The 13,876-nt window shown below is 60.5% G+C and carries 14 protein-coding genes; 1 reads left to right on the forward strand and 13 read right to left on the reverse strand.

The window, feature by feature from the left end:
- Positions 1–16: 16 nt before the first annotated feature.
- From AC1D1N_RS16170 to AC1D1N_RS16185, 4 genes are all read right to left on the reverse strand, one after another.
- Positions 17–3,199: an efflux RND transporter permease subunit gene (locus AC1D1N_RS16170; RefSeq protein ID WP_477349682.1), complete on the reverse strand. Its 3,183-nt coding sequence runs from the start codon at positions 3,197–3,199 to the stop codon at positions 17–19.
- Positions 3,196–4,647 carry an efflux RND transporter periplasmic adaptor subunit gene (locus tag AC1D1N_RS16175; RefSeq protein WP_477349684.1) on the reverse strand — a complete coding sequence of 484 codons (1,452 nt, stop codon included), beginning with the start codon at positions 4,645–4,647 and terminating at the stop codon, positions 3,196–3,198. The genes AC1D1N_RS16170 and AC1D1N_RS16175 overlap by 4 nt, the downstream gene beginning before the upstream one ends.
- The gene (locus AC1D1N_RS16180; RefSeq protein WP_477349686.1) at positions 4,644–5,045 is read right to left on the reverse strand and encodes a FixH family protein; all 402 of its coding nucleotides are present in this window, start codon (positions 5,043–5,045) and stop codon (positions 4,644–4,646) included. The genes AC1D1N_RS16175 and AC1D1N_RS16180 overlap by 4 nt, the downstream gene beginning before the upstream one ends.
- Positions 5,046–5,233: 188 nt before the next feature.
- On the reverse strand, positions 5,234–5,539 hold the full coding sequence (locus AC1D1N_RS16185) for a hypothetical protein (RefSeq protein ID WP_477349688.1): 306 nt from the start codon (positions 5,537–5,539) through the stop codon (positions 5,234–5,236).
- Between the two features lie 136 nt (positions 5,540–5,675).
- Between AC1D1N_RS16185 and AC1D1N_RS16190 the strand changes: the two genes are divergently transcribed.
- On the forward strand, positions 5,676–6,041 hold the full coding sequence (locus AC1D1N_RS16190) for a hypothetical protein (protein WP_112564255.1): 366 nt from the start codon (positions 5,676–5,678) through the stop codon (positions 6,039–6,041).
- Between the two features lie 51 nt (positions 6,042–6,092).
- On the opposite strand, the gene AC1D1N_RS16195 is transcribed toward AC1D1N_RS16190, so the two are convergent.
- The 9 genes from AC1D1N_RS16195 to AC1D1N_RS16235 all read right to left on the reverse strand — a co-directional run bounded on the left by AC1D1N_RS16195 (position 6,093) and on the right by AC1D1N_RS16235 (position 13,304).
- Positions 6,093–7,493, reverse strand: a complete 1,401-nt coding sequence (locus AC1D1N_RS16195) for an adenylate/guanylate cyclase domain-containing protein (RefSeq protein WP_477349690.1) — start codon at positions 7,491–7,493, stop codon at positions 6,093–6,095.
- A gap of 187 nt (positions 7,494–7,680) precedes the next feature.
- On the reverse strand, positions 7,681–7,965 hold the full coding sequence (locus AC1D1N_RS16200) for a copper-binding protein (protein ID WP_112563970.1): 285 nt from the start codon (positions 7,963–7,965) through the stop codon (positions 7,681–7,683).
- A 26-nt stretch (positions 7,966–7,991) separates the two neighbouring features.
- Complete coding sequence (locus AC1D1N_RS16205; RefSeq protein WP_112563968.1) at positions 7,992–8,480, reverse strand: cupredoxin family protein; 489 nt, start codon at positions 8,478–8,480, stop codon at positions 7,992–7,994.
- 43 nt (positions 8,481–8,523) lie between these two features.
- The gene (locus tag AC1D1N_RS16210; RefSeq protein WP_477349693.1) at positions 8,524–9,882 is read right to left on the reverse strand and encodes a multicopper oxidase family protein; all 1,359 of its coding nucleotides are present in this window, start codon (positions 9,880–9,882) and stop codon (positions 8,524–8,526) included.
- A gap of 16 nt (positions 9,883–9,898) precedes the next feature.
- A complete protein-coding gene (locus AC1D1N_RS16215) occupies positions 9,899–11,353 on the reverse strand; it encodes a TolC family protein (RefSeq protein WP_477349695.1) in 1,455 nt (484 codons plus the stop codon).
- On the reverse strand, positions 11,350–11,583 hold the full coding sequence (locus AC1D1N_RS16220; RefSeq protein ID WP_436258902.1) for a hypothetical protein: 234 nt from the start codon (positions 11,581–11,583) through the stop codon (positions 11,350–11,352). The genes AC1D1N_RS16215 and AC1D1N_RS16220 overlap by 4 nt, the downstream gene beginning before the upstream one ends.
- 83 nt (positions 11,584–11,666) lie before the next feature.
- Positions 11,667–12,092 (reverse strand): hypothetical protein, encoded by a 426-nt coding sequence (locus tag AC1D1N_RS16225; RefSeq protein ID WP_477349697.1) that lies wholly within the window; start codon positions 12,090–12,092, stop codon positions 11,667–11,669.
- A 353-nt stretch (positions 12,093–12,445) separates the two neighbouring features.
- The gene (locus tag AC1D1N_RS16230) at positions 12,446–12,739 is read right to left on the reverse strand and encodes a hypothetical protein (protein ID WP_436258900.1); all 294 of its coding nucleotides are present in this window, start codon (positions 12,737–12,739) and stop codon (positions 12,446–12,448) included.
- A 331-nt stretch (positions 12,740–13,070) separates the two neighbouring features.
- On the reverse strand, positions 13,071–13,304 hold the full coding sequence (locus tag AC1D1N_RS16235; RefSeq protein WP_112563947.1) for a hypothetical protein: 234 nt from the start codon (positions 13,302–13,304) through the stop codon (positions 13,071–13,073).
- Between the last annotated feature and the right edge of the window lie 572 nt (positions 13,305–13,876).

The following is a 13,876-nucleotide window of genomic DNA, read 5'->3' on the forward strand; positions in this document are numbered from 1 at the left end:
ACGCGATTTGCGCCCCTCATTCGGCAGCGAGTCCAAACCTCACGAGTTCCGTGAGCGCAACCTCGTCGGTTGTCGTCGACGCAGCGCCCCTGGGCAACCGCCATCCCTTGACCAACCCGTAGATCGCCGGGATGACTACCAGCGTCAGGATCGTAGATGAGATCATACCACCGATCATCGGTACGGCGATCCGCTGCATCACTTCCGAACCGGCGCCAGTGCTCCAGAGGATTGGGATCAGACCGGCCATGATGGCAACGACGGTCATCATCTTCGGCCGGACGCGCTCCACCGCGCCGAGCATGATCGCCGCATAGAGATCTGCCCGGTTGAACGGCTGCTTGCACGCGGCACGCTCTGCCTTCACTTCGGCCATGGCCTGCTCCAGATAGATCAGCATGACGACACCAGTCTCCGCAGCGACGCCGGCGAGCGCGATGAAGCCAACCGCCACCGCCACCGACATGTTGAAGCCAAGCCACCACATCAGCCAGATCCCGCCGACAAGGGCAAACGGCAAGGACAGCATGACGATCAACGTCTCGGTGAGCGCCCGGAAGTTGAGATAGAGCAGCAGGAAGATGATCAGCAGCGTGACGGGCACGACGATCTTCATCCGCGCCGCAGCTCGCTCCAGATACTCGAACTGCCCGCTCCAGGCGACCGAATAGCCGGGTGGCAGCTTCACCGTCTCCGCGACGGCCTTCTGGGCGTCGGCGACATAGCCGCCGAGATCCCGCCCGTTGATGTCGACGAAGATGTAGGTCGCAAGTTGGCCATTCTCGGTTCGGATCGAGGTCGCGCCGCGCGTGAGGTGGACCTTCGCCACCTCGCCGAGCGGGATGGCGCCGCCGCCAGGCAACGGCACTTCTACGTCGGTAGCGATCGACTGCGGATTCGAGCGCAGATCACGGGGGTAGCGGATGTTGACGCCATACCGCTCGCGCCCCTCGACGGTTGTCGTCACGGTCTCGCCACCGAGCGCGGTCGCAATGACGTCCTGGACGTCGCCGACGGCTAGGCCGTACCGGCCGAGTGCCTCGCGATCCGGGACGATATCTAGATAGTAGCCGCCGATCACCCGCTCGGCATAGGCACTCGATGTGCCCGGAACCGTTTTGAGGGCCGCTTCGATCTTGCGGGCGATCTGTTCCATCTGCGTCAGATCGGTGCCGAACACCTTGACGCCGACCGGCGTCCGGATGCCCGTCGAAAGCATGTCGATGCGGGCGCGGATCGGCATGGTCCAGGCGTTGGAGACACCGGGGAACTGCAGAGCCTTGTCCATCTCGGCCTTCAGGCTGTCGATGGTGACACCAGTCCGCCACTGATCCTTTGGTTTCAAATTGATGATGGTTTCGAACATCTCCGTAGGAGCAGGGTCGGTCGCGGTCATCGCCCTCCCCGCTTTGCCATAGACCGAATCCACCTCCGGAAAGGACTTGATGATCCGGTCCTGCATCTGCAGGAGCTCCGCCGCCTTGGTGACTGAGATCCCGGGCAGGGTCGTCGGCATGTACATCAGCGTGCCTTCGTTCAGGGTCGGCATGAATTCCGAGCCGATCTGGGTCACCGGCCAGACGGAGACGCCAAGCACGACAAGCGCGAGCGCGATTGTGAGCGTCTTCGCCTTCAGCACGCCGCGAATGACGGGACGGTAGACCCAGATCAGGAAGCGGTTGATCGGGTTCTTGTGTTCCGGGATGATCCGGCCGCGCACGAAGACCACCATCAAAGCCGGCACCAGCGTGATCGACAGGATCGCTGCGGCCGCCATGGAGAAGGTCTTGGTGAAGGCGAGCGGACCGAACATTCGGCCTTCCTGTGACTCGAGCGTAAAGATGGGCAGGAATGATACCGTTATGACGAGAAGGCTGAAGAACAGCGCCGGGCCGACCTCACTTGCCGCGTCGATCAGGATCTGGACTCGCGGCTTGCCGGGCGGAGCACGCTCCAGATGCTTATGGGCATTCTCGATCATGACGATAGCGGCGTCGATCATCGCGCCGACGGCGATGGCGATGCCACCGAGGCTCATGATGTTGGAGCCGAGCCCGATCGCCTTCATCGCGCCGAACGCCATCAGGATGCCGACGGGCAGCATCAGGATGGCAACGAGCGCGCTGCGCAGGTGAAGCAGGAACACCACGCAGACCAGTGCGACGATGATGCTCTCCTCGGCGAGCGTGTGCTTCAAAGTCTCGATCGCCGCTTCGATGAGATGCGAACGGTCATACACGGGTACGATCTCGGCACCCTTTGGCAGGCTAGTGGCGATGTCGTCCAGGCGTTGCTTGACGTTCTCGATCACGGTCAGGGCATTGGCCCCGAACCTCTGCAGGACGATGCCGCTCGCGACCTCGCCCTCGCCATTGAGTTCGGTGATGCCGCGCCGTTCGTCGGGGCCGATCTCGACCTTGGCGACGTCCTTGAGGCGCAGAGGCACACCCTGATCCGTCTTCAGGACGATGTCTTCGATATCGGCAGTCGACTTGATGTAGCCGCGGCCGCGCACCATGAACTCGAATTCAGAAAGCTCCAGCGTGCGCCCCCCGACATCCCGATTGCTGGCGCGAACCGCGTCGCGAACCATCGACAGCGATATGCCCTGGTCACGAAGCCGCAACGGATCGACGACGATATTGTATTGTTTGACGAAGCCGCCGACGCTCGCAACCTCGGCGACCCCTTCCGCCTTGGAGGCGGCATACCGCACCACCCAGTCCTGCAGCGACCGCAGCTCGGCCAGGGTCATGTCCTTGGCGACGACGGCATATTGGTAGACCCAACCGACACCGGTCGCATCGGGACCGAGGCCCGGCGTGACGCCAGCCGGCAGGCGCTGCGCGGCGGCGTTGAGATATTCTAGTACGCGGCTGCGCGCCCAATAAGGATCCGTACCGTCCTCGAAGATTACGTAGACGAAGGACACGCCGAAGAAGGAGAACCCACGCACAACCTTGGACTTCGGTACAGTCAGCATTGCCGTCGTCAGGGGATAGGTGACCTGGTCCTCGACCACCTGCGGCGCCTGGCCGGGATACTCGGTGTACACGATGACCTGGACGTCTGAGAGGTCCGGAATCGCATCCAGCGGAAGCGTCTTAAGCGCGTAGGCTCCGGCGGCCACCGCGAAGACCGTGCCGACGAAGATGAGGACGAGGTTGCGTGCCGACCAGGCAATGAGCTTGGCAATCATGGCTGCGCCTCCGCAGGCGTCAGCGCGCTGAGCGCGGCCTTCAGGTTGCTTTCGGCATCGATCAGGAAGTTGGCCGAGACGACGACCTTTTCGCCTTCGGCAAGGCCCTCCATGATCTCGGCCATACCGTCGCCTCGCATGCCGATCTTCACGTTGCGCGGCTCGAAGCTGCCTTCGCCCTTGTCGACGATCACAACCTGGCGGTCCCCCGTGTCGATGACGGCGCTGTCGGGCACGGTCACGACCGGATCAGTGCCGCCCGTCGCGATCTCCACCTCGGCATACATATTGGCAAGCAGCAGCCCGTCGGGATTGGGGAGTTCGATGCGAATTCTCGCGGTCCGGGTCTGCCCCTGGATTTCAGGGTAGATCAGACCGACCTTGCCTTCGAACACCTTGCCCGGAAGGCTGCGGATGCGGACGGTCGCCTTGTCCCCGATACGAACCGAACTCAACTCGTATTCCGGCACATCGGCCATCACCCAGAGGGTCGAGACATCGGCGATCCGGAACAGGGTCTGGCCCGCCTCTGCCATCATGCCGTCGACCGCCATGCGCTCCAGGACGACGCCGTTGCGGGGTGCCATCAGCGTAACCGAGATCGGCACCTTCCTCGTCTTTTCGATCTCGGCGATAGCCTCGGCGGGAACGCCGAGATTTTCCAGACGCTGTAGGCTGCCTGCGGCCGCGCCTCCACGCGCGCCGCCCTTAAGGTCGGCGGCATAAAGCGCGCCTGCCGCGGCGAGCTCCTTGGCGTAGAACCGCACCAGCGGCTGGCCTTTTTCAATCGCCGTTCCAGTCGTCACATCAGCCACTTCCTCAAGGAAAGCCTCTGTGCGAGTCGAGACGACGCTGACGCGACGCTCGTCCAGCGTGACTGTGCCGGGAACCCGGACCGGACGTTTGATCGCGCCTCTGGTGGCCAGCGCTGTCTTCACACCTGTCCGTTGCAGCTTTCCTGCCGAGACCTTGACGGTCGACCCGTCATCCGCTTCGCCTTCGAAGACGGGAATGTAGTCCATCCCCATGGAATCCTTCTTCGGCACAGGAGACGTGTCCGGCAGACCCATGGGATTGCGGTAGTAGAGAATCTTCCGGCGGCTCGGCCCCGTCGCTTCACCGCCGCCTGCTTTCATCTCAGGGCGACCCTCGAAGCTCACGTCTTCGCTCGCCAGGACCGCGACGAAATCCAGGCCGTCCTCGGTGCGCTTCGGCGTCGACGAATAGGCGGGATCTCCATCGGGATGGCGGTAGTAAATGACGGGACCAGAGGGAGCTGGGCCGGCAGTCGTCGGCATCGATTCCGCGCTGAGCGGGCGCCCGATGTTCGTCTCGATCATTTGCATGACGCCCGAGACGGACAGATCATGCTGTCCGGCCCAGTATCCGCCCGCGCCCGCCCCGGCCGCCAACACGGCGAGGGTCAGGAATGAGCCGAGCTTATTCATTGGACGACCTTGAATTCCAGGCGGCGCTCGACCGTTTCGGTCTCGCCCTGGACCTTCGCCGCGATGGAAAAGCGCCAGCCTCCAGCCATCATGAGGTTGGTCTTGAAGCGATAGATGCCGGGCTCCTCGGATGGTAGCCCCTCGACGGGCGCGGTCATCGCCTCCATTCCGTCCGGAGCCATGTCCATTCTGGTGGCGAATACGACGGCGTTGTTCACCGGAGCGCCTGTCCTCTTGTCGAGGAGCCTGACGGCGACGACGGCACCGTTCCCTTCTTTGATCTCGTTCTTAACGAGCTGGAATTCGTAGTCTTCTTGCGCTGCTTTGGCTGCCTGGAAAGCTACGATGAAGGACGCGAGCACCAGCATCGCGGCGCGTGGGAAAAATTTCGATTTCATGATCAATGTTTCCGACTGACAGTGTTCCGCGCTTGCGCACGGCGGGCATGACAAACGCCATGCGAACGGCCCGCGCAGCATTCGTCCGCACGGGTTCCGGCGCTAAACGCGCCTATTTGCCAGTCAGACTCTGGGAGGTCTCGGGGGCGGTTCCCCGACGAGCGAGGGCAGGATTACGTCTCTGCCGTTCAGGAAATCGTCTCCGACCGGCCCGGGGAGAAGGAAAGAGAGCGTTTCGGGAAGCGGGGCGGGACCACCCCCAACACGCACAAAACGGCCAGCGGGCAATCCTTGCCGCAGTCCGGCACCATTGGCTTGCCGTCGGGGCAGCATGGCATGTCGTCCTGCATGGAAAAAGCCGACCCGGCGACAGCAGCACTCGAAGGCGAAGCTCCCAAAGGTGCAAAGGCCAGGCCGAATACGACCAGCAGCAACAACATCCTTCCGAAGCCGAACCAATTCGTCATTGGTCGCACTTTGGCATAGGCAGCCATCGCGCGATAGTGTTTCCGGGATTTATGACCTTCTTGTGAAACCGCGCACGGCGCGCCCCCCCTGCCGAAACAGAGATTCGATTCGAATATCGGTGCGATAGATGATAGTCTCTTCTTCGATCCTCGGGAGGAGGAGATGCGCGCCATTGCATTTCTTGCCGGCGTGATGGTGGCTACGCCCTCAATGGCGGAGCAAGTGGTTTTTTACACTGCCCATTTTCCAGATGCCACGTCGGTCCAGCTCAGCGTCCTGAACAATAGTGTCTCGCATGATAGCGACTATGACTTTGAAGTCGCCATTGGCTTGGCCGAGACGGACGCGACGGGCGCTGTAAGGTATGAAGACACCGGAAAGCATCGTGCACGCGTTCGCTGCAACTATCCCGCATATGTGAGTGTGGGCGCGCGGAAGTATCCCATGGCTCTTCCTCTGAGCCGTTCCACACACGATGATTGGAAAGAAAGCCTCTGGATGACATTCTGCGCGGTCCCCTCGTCTTAACCCGTGACGTGAGATCACCGGATCGTCTGATCTCCAACCAACGACAGCGGCTTATGCCCTTGATGCGGCCGACCAGGTTCTGGCCTGATCGCCGTCGTGACCGGCCGCACGGCCTGCGGCGCATGGGTCGGACGTAAAGCGTTCCGATCGGGATCCCGTGGATGGTAACTTTGTATCCTTTGACACCTGCATCGGTAGCAGATGGACGTCGACGGTTTCAGCTCGGCCCGGAACGGTTGCAGCCCTGAGCGTTTGCCACTCAGGCGTCCTCCAATGCCGCGGCAGTTTGCAGGCGAGTTCGTCCGAGATGACGATGCGAGCGCCCGTCAGCTTGCACATCGCCTGAAGCCTAGCGGCCAGATTCACCGAATCGCCGATCACAGTATATTCGCTATGATGTTCTCCAGATATGACGCCTCCGATCACATGGCCATAATGAACGCCGATCGCGAAATTGAGGGGTTCCTCGCCGTCGCGCATCCTGATCTCGCTCCACACATCGAGAAAGTTGGACAACTCGACCGCGCATTCAAACGCTCGGAGCGCGGCGGTCGAGAGCGGCAGAGGAAAGCCGAATACAGCCATGACACCATCGCCGATGAATTTGTCCACGACCCCGTCACATTCCGATATGGCTTGCGTCACCCGCCGCCTGTATTCGGTGAGGAGGGTCGCAATCTCCTCCAGCGGCATCGTCTCGGCGAGTCCAGTGAAGCCTCGGATATCGACGAACAGTATTGCCGCCTCCTGACGGCGAAGACCGAGACTCGCACCCTCGGTCGCCAAGCGCTCAGCCGTTTCAGGAGCAAAGAAGCGGGCCAAGTTAGCCCGCTCGCTCGAACTTGCGACCGCTTCCTGCACCAACCGCCGGATGTCCAATACCAGAACGATCTGGATCGCCGCGACGACGGTGAAAGCCGCAAGCCGAACGCCCGCTGCCTGAACTTCTTCTGAAGAGAGGCGGAAGACGGCCCCAAAACCATGCTCCCAGACCGGCATCAGGGCGACTGCCGAGGAGCCAAGAGTGACGATGAGTGCAAAAGCGGCAACCGGCCCCGCGCGCATGCGCATGCTCGCGTGTGAAAGAAGCACGAAGGCGATCACGAGGCTTGGCGTTGCCAGCGCATCGACCAAGGAAGAAGCGGGGTCAAGGAGGTGCTCGGCGGTCAGATAAATGACGAGCGAGGCGTCTACCGCGACATAGACCCAATTCAGCCATGGGCGGAACAACCTAGTTACCACCAGACCTACAGCTACAAGGGTGATCGCGGCATAGGCGCTCAGTAGCGTAAGATGAATCTCGTGATTGACGACATCCGGTTCGAGCGCGACAGAGAGCGCGAACACGAACAGGGCCACGAACCGCCAAAGAGCGGTGCGCAGCTCATTGCGCTGCTCGACGTCCGAAATGAGAACATCGATCTCCGTAAGAGCGCGATTGCTGAATCTCATCAGAACTCAACTCGATTCCCTAGGTGAAGCTATCGGCGGGACCGCGTTCTCGGTTCCGAGAACCACAAGGTCATCGATTGTCCCGACGGAACGATCGTGCCGCAGTCGACAGTGCGGCATGGCTTCTTAGCGGAACTCGCGGTGGCGGGCCGACGTTTTCCGAGGGCCCGCCACCCACGCACCTCGCCTACTTGATTTCCGTGACCGTGATGCGTCCGTTGACGCGGTCGGCTGTAAACTCGATCGCCTGACCCGATTTGACCTTCTCGAGCAGGCTCGGCTCCGCGACGACGAACACCATCGTCATCGCGGGCATATCGAGATTTGTCAGCGGTTCATGTTTGATCGTCAGCTTTTTCTGTTTGGCGTCGACCTTGATGACTTCGCCCTTCACGTATTCCTGCGCAAGCGCGCTCCCACCGATGGCGAACAAGAGCGCGAGCATCGAGAGTACTTTTACCAATAATGTCATTGTTGCTTCCTTTGCGTTTTGGTGGATCAGTTGGCGACGCTGATATCGCCCTTCATGCCGGAATCGTAGTGACCCGGGACCAGGCAGGCGAAACCGAATTCACCGGCATTGGCGAACGTCCAGATGATCTCGCCTCTGGCGCCGGGCGCCAGCCGGATCGAGTTGGGATCGGCGTGCTCCATCTCGGGGAACTTCTCCATCAGCGCCTTGTGCTCCACGATCCCCTCATGGACGTCCATGACGAATTCGTGGTCGATTTTGCCTTTGTTGACGAACTTCAGGCGAACGGTCTCGCCCTTCTTCACCTTGAGCACAGCCGGTTGGAACAACATCGTCCCGTCGTCCTTCTCCGACATGGAGATGTTGACAGTCCGCTTGGCCTTGCCGGCCTCGCCAGGGTTGCCGATCGGCATCGTGGCGGCTTTGTCTCCATGGCCTCCGGCGTGAGTTCCACTGGCAAGAGCTGCTCCGGAACTGACCGCCATCAAAACGGCCGCTGCGATTATATGTTTCATGCTGCACACTCTCTCATTGTTGAGGTTGAGGGGTTTCGGTTTCTCATCCCTGTTTGCCGTGACCGCCGTGCACTGCCGGGGCCATCGTTTTTGCGTCGCCTGATTTTGTGGGAGTTGGAACATCACCGGTCCACTCGTAGGCGACGGTTCCTTCTGGATGTTGGTACCATCCGGGATCGGCGTAATCGTTCGCGGACAGGCCCTCGCGAACCTTCACGACCGAGAACATGCTTCCCATTTCGATGGCGCCGAACTGACCCCAACCCGTCATCATTGGGATTGTATTGTCGGGAAGCGGCATTTCCATCTCGCCCATGTCAGCCATGCCGCGGTCACCCATCGCCATGTATTCGGGCTGGACACGGCGGATCTTGTCGGTGACCTTCGAGTTGTCGACACCGATTAGCGTAGGTACGTCATGGCCCATGGCGTTCATGGTATGGTGCGACTTGTGGCAGTGGATCGCCCAGTCGCCCAAATACTTGGCTTCGAACTCGTAGGCACGCATGGCGCCGACGGGAATGTCGATCGATACTTCCGGCCAGCGAGCCTCTGGGCGTGTCCAGCCCCCGTCGGTGCAGGTCACCTCGAAGTCGTACCCATGCATGTGGATCGGATGATTGGTCATGGTCAGGTTGCCGACCCGGACCCGCACTTTGTCGTTCTTGGACACGACAAGGTGACTGATGCCGGGGAATAGGCGACTGTTCCAACACCACAGGTTGAAATCGGTCATAGTCATGATTTTCGGAACGTACGATCCGGGCTCGATGTCGTAGGCATTCAGCAGAAACACGAAGTCGCGGTCCACCCGCATGAACTTCGGGTCCTTAGGATGGATAACGAAGAAGCCCATCATCCCCATGGCCATCTGTACCATTTCGTCGGCGTGCGGGTGGTACATGAAGGTGCCGCTCTTCACGAGATCGAACTCGTAGACGAACGTCTTGCCGGAGGGGATGCCGGGTTGGGTTAGGCCGGTCACGCCGTCCATGCCGCTGGGCAGGATCATGCCGTGCCAATGGACCGTCGTGTGCTCCGGCAGCTTGTTGGTCACGAAGATACGGACCCGATCGCCCTCGACTGCCTCGATGGTGGGACCTGGAGACTGGCCGTTGTAACCCCAGAGATAGGCGGTCATGCCGGGCGCCAGTTCCCGCTCAACCGCCTCGGCGACAAGGTGGAATTCCTTCACACCGTTGTTCATGCGGTGGGGCAGTGTCCAACCGTTGAGTGTCACGACCGGCTGGTAGTCCGGGCCGCTCGTCGGAAATATCGGTGGCTGCATGTCCGGCGATTCCATGACAGCGGCATCCGGCAAGCCCATCGCAGAGGTCTTGGTCCACGCCGTGGCGCCGGCGAGCAAGGCTCCCGCGCCGAGTAGTTGACGTCTTGAAAGCATTTTCTTCTCCTTGGGTTCAGTGGCCTTCGGCGCCCGCTTCGGCAGCGGCCGGTGCCTCGCCGGGCCCCGACAAGCTTCCGCCGCCATGGATGGCGGTTCCGAGATTGACGTCGGCCAGCCAGAAATTGCGCTTGGCGTTGAGGGAGAGCATGATCGAGCTGATCTTCGCGCGGGTGTCCGCCAGAAGCTCGAACGTGTTGGTGATCATACCGTTGTAGGTGAGGACCGACTCCGCCTCTATCTTTGTTCGCAGCGGCACAACACTGTTGCGATAGTGCCGAGCAATGTCATAGGTCGAGCGGTAGGCGTCATAGGCGGACCTGGCCTCGGAGCGGATGTTGACCGCCTTTTCCGCCATCCGGTTTGCGGCTTGCACGTAGGCAAGCTCGGCCTTGCGCATGCGGGCCTGGCCGGTATCGAAAATCGGAATGACGAACTCAAGCTCGAGAGTAGGTGAGACACTCGTCTCCGTTCCGCCCTCCTCCGACTCCTCGCGTTCCACTTCCACGCCGGAGAGAAGTTCGAGATCGGTGACGTAGCGCGTTGCCTCAATCAGGCCGTAGGATTTCGCCAACGCTTCCAGCTCAAGCTTCGCGATCTCGAGGTCGACGCGGTTTTTTAGCGCCTCCGCCTCGATCGCGCGTTTGGCCTTGGCGCCCTTTGGCAGGGCTGGAAGCGTGTTGGGAACTGAGTAATCGACGTCCGGTCCCCATAGACCCATCAGCCGGGTGAGCTCTTCCTTGGCGGTCCGGGCGGCGAGCCGCGCCTCCGCAGCCTGACCAGTGATCTCGGCATAAAAGACGTGTTCGCGGGCTTGGCCAGTCTTTGTGAAGGCGCCGGTCTCCCCAAGTTTTTGAGCGAGTTCCGAGGCAGCGTCGGCGGCGGCTTGCGCCTTGTTCAAATAGGAAACGCTCTCCCAGGCCGAGACAGCATTGATCCAGGCCCGCCGCGTGTCTGCGGCGAGCCGTAGCGTTTCTTCGGCGGCACGCAGCTGGGCCTGGCGGAAGCGCGTATCCGCGACCGCGACGCGTCGCTGACGGGTCATCAGCGCAAGGATGTTGCTGGCAACAGCCCCCTCGATCGTGCGTACGGGATCGATGCCGATCATACCGACCGAGATTGTCGGATTGACGAGCATCCCTTCCTGCCAGACATCGGCCGCCGACAGACCGATCTCGGCGTAGGCGGCCTGCAAGCCCTTGTTGTTGAGCAGGGCTACCTGCACCGCGACGTCCGGACCAATGGTCTTGTTCTGAACCAGGCTCTTCACTTGCGCGGAGAGAGCCTGCGCGTTCTCGCGAGACTGCACCCAAGCCGTTCTCTTGCCCGTCACAGCTCCGGTGCGTGCCGCGACTGTCGTGAAGCCAGCGACGGGGTCGGAGACGCCGTCAGGGCCAGCGGTGGCCGTACATCCGGCTGCAATCAGCGGAATGGTCATGGCCGCAGCTATGTTCAGGAACCGTCGCATCATGATCCGGCTCCGGTTGTTGCAGGGGAGCGTTCTTCATTGAGACGCCGCCAGTTCTGCGGATCGACGGGCTCCCGCTGGTGGTAATTGGTGACGACCGGGTGATAGTGCGCATCACGTATGCCCATCACGGGATCGGACGGATCGAAAGCTGGAAGGACGGTCGGTGGGGTGGTTACCGCGCATCCGGCAACCAACAGCGATGCGAGCATCGCGAGACTTGCGAATTTCATTGTAGACCTGAAGCTGAACGTGTGCGTTAGGCCGCGCCGGAACGGATCCGCACGCTGCGCGCGAACGCCCTCGATGGGCGGCGTCAGTTCAGGTGTCTGGGAGGCCTTATAAGCGCTGTATACTCGCCGCCTACCAACGCTTCAGCAAGGTCGGCGACAAAGCAGCGGGAGACAGCGCGGTCCAGGCCAGGACAGTCGACCGGCACGGCATGCGCCGGCGCGCAGTGGACCTCGCAGCTGTCGTCTGCAGATTTCTCACTATCGGGATGTTTCTTGTCCACATCCGTTTCGGCCGCCCCGGCCGCATCTTCGTGGTGGCCAACGTGGCCGCCAGCGTCGTGCGGAGATTTCTCGACCTGGAGCGTCACACCGGAGTCGCTGTGAAAACCGGTGGCGTTCGCGCTAGCGAAAAGGCCAGGCTGGAGAGAAGACATGACCAGAAACATGACCGCAAGCACCGCGCGGAGTGGCGCAATTCCTGCAATCGACATTCGGCCAAGATTCTTCATTGGACCCCTTGGGACAATTGTTCGCTTGGTTTGTCAAGACCAACAGGCGTCGACTTGTTGCACTGCAACCAAATGTGAACGCGAATAGCAATGCCTGAAACCGATCTTATCCAAACGGACGAGTCGCATCTTTGGGAACGGGCCGATCGTTAAGCTCCCGCCGACCTATAAGCACACGCAATTCGGGCTGAGGCGCGACCCAGAAAGTTCGAAAAGCTTCCAGGAACCCCAGCCAATTCACACGCCTTTTGAAATCAATGATTTTACAGACGCCATGAATGGCTGCCGTCAGTGGCTATCTGGCTCCCCACGCGACCCGACTCCATCCACAGAGCCGGGCCGTACGAAGAGGATCAGTAGTCGCTGTCGTCCTGGATGATGACGGGATGACGATGCCGATGATGGCGACGCTCGATCGAGCCGGTCACGATAACAGTATCCGGACGATGATGTCTGCGGCCGTGGTCGTAGAAGGCAACCGTGCCGTGTTTACGGTGATGAAGGCGTTGACCCTGGTCATTGATGATCTTGACGGTCTTGTGGTGATGTCGATGGTGGGTTGTGATGATTACGTCAGCTTCGGCTGCCGAAGCTACCGCCGGCATCGCGATGAACAGCGCCAAAGCGCTCACGATCATTGTTTTCATTGCAATATATCCATCTGCCAATCATCCCTTCGCGGGGATAACCGCCTCCCATCCCTTTGGTTCCGGGTGGTGTCTTTGGGTCACGCTACGCGATCAGTGACGGATGCTCCCGCGCAACACCGCATGTCGAAAGAGGCAGTTTCGACACCAGGTCTTGTTGGCAGGACGCTCTTTCAAAGCCGCCACGAGGAGTTGCGCAGCTCAACAAAGCAGCGCACGACCCTCTATGTAGTCGCGTTCGATCACCTGATCTGTGGTGTGAAGCATCTGTCTTGCGAGGAAGACCCTCGGCCTTTCAGGATTTCCGAAAGGACGAACCAATCAGGCTGTCTCAGATCCCGTAAGAAAGTGCAAAGTAGGCCACCGGTGCCAAGATCAGCAAAATCGCCATCGCGATAAGCACGGCGATTGCCAGGCGCTCTGTTCGCCTGACAAGGTCAGCGACCTTGTCGTCGTCAGCCCACGGTATGAGATCAAGGACCGAAGAAACTTCCGTAGGACTGTCGTTGTCGTTTGCGGGTCGGGTGGTTGCGCGTTCACGCACGGATCTCTGGACAAAGGTCACTATTAGCCTCGTTGTTGAAACGTCACGCCGATTGGCGGTCCCACGACAATCGGGCGCCCGCTAGTCTCTGGAGAATGGCGGGCACCCGATTGACCGCCGATGAAGGGACTCATACTCGGCAGCCTGGTTGCAATGTATTGGGAGGGCATAGGTTGCTCACCTTCGACCTATGGCTCTGACGCCAGGACTTCAGTCATACCCAGTTCGGACCTTAGTCTGACGGCAGACGAAATGGATGGCGGCCATTCGTTTCGACGCAGAGAAATGCGGGAACATTAGTAGGCTCTGACGAGTTCACTCTCAGCAACAAATTTTCGGGAGAGATATTGTGAACAACATAATTTGGCTCGTCGGAGCAGTGGTCATCGTGATTGCGATACTGAGCTTCTTTGGCCTCCGATAAACGGGCGCCTGCCGAATTGGCGAAAACACGAATTCGTTCGCGCAACGTTTTTGGCAGAATGAGTTGAGTTGAGGCGCTATGCGTCCCATCGTTTTCCGGCGACCGAAGGTGCGCGTTGATTCGACAAGACAATCAGTTCGTCTTGCGGCCAAAGATGCGTGCTGCGCGG

It is taken from the genome of Mesorhizobium sp. P2_B5, from assembly GCF_056404775.1.

Coding starts and splice junctions, on each gene's coding strand:
- AC1D1N_RS16225 (WP_477349697.1), bottom strand. CDS start 12,092: ATGAAGAATCTTGGCCGAATGTCGATTGCAGGAATTGCGCCACTCCGC.
- AC1D1N_RS16175 (WP_477349684.1), bottom strand. CDS start 4,647: ATGAATAAGCTCGGCTCATTCCTGACCCTCGCCGTGTTGGCGGCCGGG.
- AC1D1N_RS16205 (WP_112563968.1), bottom strand. CDS start 8,480: ATGAAACATATAATCGCAGCGGCCGTTTTGATGGCGGTCAGTTCCGGA.
- AC1D1N_RS16220 (WP_436258902.1), bottom strand. CDS start 11,583: ATGAAATTCGCAAGTCTCGCGATGCTCGCATCGCTGTTGGTTGCCGGA.
- AC1D1N_RS16195 (WP_477349690.1), bottom strand. CDS start 7,493: ATGAGATTCAGCAATCGCGCTCTTACGGAGATCGATGTTCTCATTTCG.
- AC1D1N_RS16215 (WP_477349695.1), bottom strand. CDS start 11,353: ATGATGCGACGGTTCCTGAACATAGCTGCGGCCATGACCATTCCGCTG.
- AC1D1N_RS16190 (WP_112564255.1), top strand. CDS start 5,676: ATGCGCGCCATTGCATTTCTTGCCGGCGTGATGGTGGCTACGCCCTCA.
- AC1D1N_RS16185 (WP_477349688.1), bottom strand. CDS start 5,539: ATGGCTGCCTATGCCAAAGTGCGACCAATGACGAATTGGTTCGGCTTC.
- AC1D1N_RS16170 (WP_477349682.1), bottom strand. CDS start 3,199: ATGATTGCCAAGCTCATTGCCTGGTCGGCACGCAACCTCGTCCTCATC.
- AC1D1N_RS16200 (WP_112563970.1), bottom strand. CDS start 7,965: ATGACATTATTGGTAAAAGTACTCTCGATGCTCGCGCTCTTGTTCGCC.
- AC1D1N_RS16210 (WP_477349693.1), bottom strand. CDS start 9,882: ATGCTTTCAAGACGTCAACTACTCGGCGCGGGAGCCTTGCTCGCCGGC.
- AC1D1N_RS16230 (WP_436258900.1), bottom strand. CDS start 12,739: ATGAAAACAATGATCGTGAGCGCTTTGGCGCTGTTCATCGCGATGCCG.
- AC1D1N_RS16180 (WP_477349686.1), bottom strand. CDS start 5,045: ATGAAATCGAAATTTTTCCCACGCGCCGCGATGCTGGTGCTCGCGTCC.